The organism is Bacillota bacterium (genome assembly GCA_040754675.1).
In the GTDB taxonomy this organism is placed as follows: domain Bacteria; phylum Bacillota; class Limnochordia; order Limnochordales; family Geochordaceae; genus Geochorda.
Genome location: JBFMCJ010000459.1, coordinates 1 through 3,263 on the forward strand (window position 1 = coordinate 1; position 3,263 = coordinate 3,263).

Below are 3,263 nucleotides of genomic sequence, written 5' to 3' on the forward strand. Positions count from 1 at the left end.
GGGCCTCACCGCTACTGAGCATCTCGGCCCGCCGGGCCGGATCGGGCTCGATGATGAACTCGAGGCGATCAATGTATGGCCGGCCCTCGAAGTAGTCATCGAACGCTCGCATCGAGAGGTAGCGACCCTGCTCCCACGCCTCAAAGATGAACGGTCCTGTCCCCACCGGTCGCTCGTTGCGGGGATCTGAGAGTGGGGAGCGGCCAGCGAACTGGTGCTCTGGGAGGATAGGCACCGTGAGGAGACTCAGCAACTGGGGTACGGGCTGTGGCAGCACGAACCGCACCTCGTGTCGGCCGAGCGCCTCTACGACCACGGGGCCGGAAGTGAAGGTGAAGTCAGCGCGACGAGGAGAGGCGGTGGCAGGGTCGAGGAGGGCCCGGTAGGTGAACACGACATCCCTTGCCGTGAACTCCTGGCCGTCGTGCCACCTGACGCCCTCCCGCAACCGGAACGTCCACACGCGGTGATCGGAACTGGTGGTCCAGGAACGGACAAGGTCCGGCACCACCCGACAGTCGGAATCATTGGTGAAGAGGCTGTTGAACAAACGGCTCACGAAGTCTAGCGAACAGGTGTCACGGGCGAGAAGGGGGTTCAGTGTCTGGGGTTCGTTGGGCCGGACCACGACGAGCGTACCTCCGTACCGGGCTTCGGGAGGGGCAGGGGCCCGCTCTAGCAAGCTGGGGGCACCGACCGACGGAGGACGTGCGAAACCCAGCCAGCCAGCCGCTGCCAGGATGACCGCGCCGACGGCGATGCCGCCCGCTGCGGCGGCAAAATCGCGCCAGTAACGGCGTGCACGGAATCGCATCGGATCGCACTCCTTCTGCCGCGAGTTGGGCCGGACACCGGCCCCGGGTGCCGGTGCGGCCCGTTGTCGGCGAAGTGGCCGGGCTAGTTGATGGTGGTGCTGCAAAGGGCACCCACGTGGTCGGTTGGGTAAGTTGCGTTCGCGGGGGCGCCGAGGGCTAGACCAGAAGCGCCGACGACTAGGGTCAGGATCAGGGTCATCAAGAACAGGCGGAGCCAGCGCATCTTGTCCACCTCCTTTCGTGTGCCCACGGTCTCTACCCGGGCTTTGGCCGAGGGCGAAGTCGGAGTCACCCGGCACCCTCGAGTAGGTGCGCGGGTGCATCCTGCGGACGCATCAGGGTCCCTGCGCAGTGGCCGCGTGGATGTCGCTGGTCTCCAACTCCGCCAGCAGACGTTGCGGCTCGTCCTTGGTGGGATCAAGCGCCGCGGCACGGTGGGCCACTTCCACTGCTTCCTCTTGCCGGCCCACCATCGCGAGGCTGCGTGCCATGTTGCACAGTTCGTGAGCCGATAGCGGGCCCGCGGCTTGTGCCCTGTAGTACCACTCAATGGCGCCCCGGGGGTCTCCGCGGGATAGGAGAAGGTCGGCGACGTACACGAACGGCCGCGGAGAGTGGCCCGACATCTCAGCGCTACGTTTGTAACAAGAGAGAGCTCCCTCAAAGTCCCCGTGTTGCTCGCGGAGCACTCCCTCCAGGACCAGGCAGGAGGCAAAGGCCCGGTCGTGATCAAGCGGGTTAGGCCGCACCAACCCCTGGAGAAAAACCAGCACGGACAAGAGACTCAGGCCTGCCAGCCGAGCGAGTCGGCGGTCTCGCCAGGCGGCGGGTAGCGCGGTGGCAAGGTACCCGGCACCCAGGACGAGGATTGGTGCGACGAAGTGGCGGTAGCGGGAGACGTAAAACATACTGAGCACTGCCCCGGTGTAGGTAGCCGAGAGCCCCGCCAGAAGCCAGCCCGTCCTCCTCACATCGGGCCCAGGCGCGGATAACGCCGCGAGCGTTCCGCCCACGCCCAGGGCCAAGACTAGGCCGAACCTCGCGGCCGGCATGCGCAGGACGGAAAAGCGGTCTGCCAGATATCGATAGTCCCAGTCATCTGGAATCTCGTAGTTGCCGACGTAGTCCCGGGCCTTCTGCGCCAACCGCTCGAGGAAGGCGCGCGGCTGGCTACGAATATGGTCGAGGGTGCGCCGGAACCAGAAGGCGCTGGCTTCGCGGGGCGTGAGAGCACGGCCGGCGAGCGCGCTGGCGAAGGCGGTGTACTCCTCCACGTCGCCACCCACGAGCGACCCCCTGACTCGGGGGATTATCCCGGCCGGGTCGTCTGGGTAGTTTCCCACGTAGAAACCGGGGCCGTAGTTTACTGAAAACCCGGGTTCCCCCGTTATTACCAAGTTCCGCGCACACGGGAGGACGGCAACCACGAGAAACCCCGCCCCGAGGAGCGCGACGGCTGCGGCCGCCCGCAGTCGCGGTCTCCGGCGGCGCAGGCTGTACAGGCTCCAGAGGCCTGAGACGGGTAGGATGGCCACAAGGTGCGGCCGGCCGAGTGCGGCCAGGGCCAGGCAGGCTCCGGCAAAGAACCATGCGCGCAGGCGCCGCTCGTCGGAAGCTGCGGAAATCAGCGCGTTGAGGGCGCATAGGAGGAGGGCCACCAGGGCGGAAGTCCCCGGCATCACCGCCTCGTAAAAGAGCGCCGGCAGGTATACCGCCCATAGTGCGGCGCTTGCGAGCCCCGGTAAATGCCCGAACATCTTCTTCCCGACGGCGTATAGGAGGACGCAATTGAACGCATCGATGAGGCACCCGACGATCCTTACCGCGACCATATTTCGACCAAACAGCGCGTAGATCGCAGCCAGATAGTACATGGTGAACGGAGGGGCGGGGTACGCCCGCTCGAGTCCCAGCCAGTTCCCAGCTGCGATGGCACGAGCCCAGTGTTCGAGGAAGAGCGCCTCGCCGGCCAGAGCTCCGAAGAAGGGGGTTCCGCTTAGCTGGAGCACCAGGGCGAACCTGAAGGCGTATGCCACCAGGAACAGAACAAACAGGGCCCCGCTCGTGCCTGAGGCTGTGGCGACACGGCGCTCTCTGACGTCCAATCCTTACCCCTCGCTTTCAAATGAATGCAGGCAGGGTGCCCCGGGGCAGGGGCCAGTCACCTCTCGGGGAATCCTTGCTCTGCTTCTGCCGCACGCCGGGCCCACTCCCCGGCGCTAACGGCATCGCCTGTCTGAAGGCAGATTTCGGCAAGCCTTCTCATTTCCGCTGGCAGCAGGCACCCGGTTTTTGCGGCCTGCTCGTAGTGGCTGCGCGCGCCTGCGTAATCGGAAGCGCGGGCAAACCAGTCGCCTAGGTAGATGTGGGCGATGAACTGCTGGTCGTTCAGCTCCAGGGCGCGCTGGTAGGCCGCCATGGCGTCTGCGATGCTGCCCTCTTGTTCGT

Annotated in this window: 4 protein-coding genes; all 4 read right to left on the minus strand. The window is 65.8% G+C overall.

Features of this window, described 5'->3' with window-relative positions:
• A partial coding sequence (locus tag AB1609_19005) for an ABC transporter substrate-binding protein (protein MEW6048536.1) occupies positions 1 to 814 on the minus strand: 814 nt, incomplete at its 3' end.
• Positions 815 to 897: 83 nt separating this feature from the next.
• Positions 898 to 1,038, minus strand: a complete 141-nt coding sequence (locus AB1609_19010; GenBank protein ID MEW6048537.1) for a hypothetical protein — start codon at positions 1,036 to 1,038, stop codon at positions 898 to 900.
• Between the two features lie 112 nt (positions 1,039 to 1,150).
• The gene (locus AB1609_19015) at positions 1,151 to 2,920 is read right to left on the minus strand and encodes a glycosyltransferase family 39 protein (GenBank protein MEW6048538.1); all 1,770 of its coding nucleotides are present in this window, start codon (positions 2,918 to 2,920) and stop codon (positions 1,151 to 1,153) included.
• A 56-nt stretch (positions 2,921 to 2,976) separates the two neighbouring features.
• Positions 2,977 to 3,263, minus strand: a 287-nt coding sequence (locus AB1609_19020; GenBank protein MEW6048539.1) for a hypothetical protein, incomplete at its 5' end; no start/stop codon positions are given.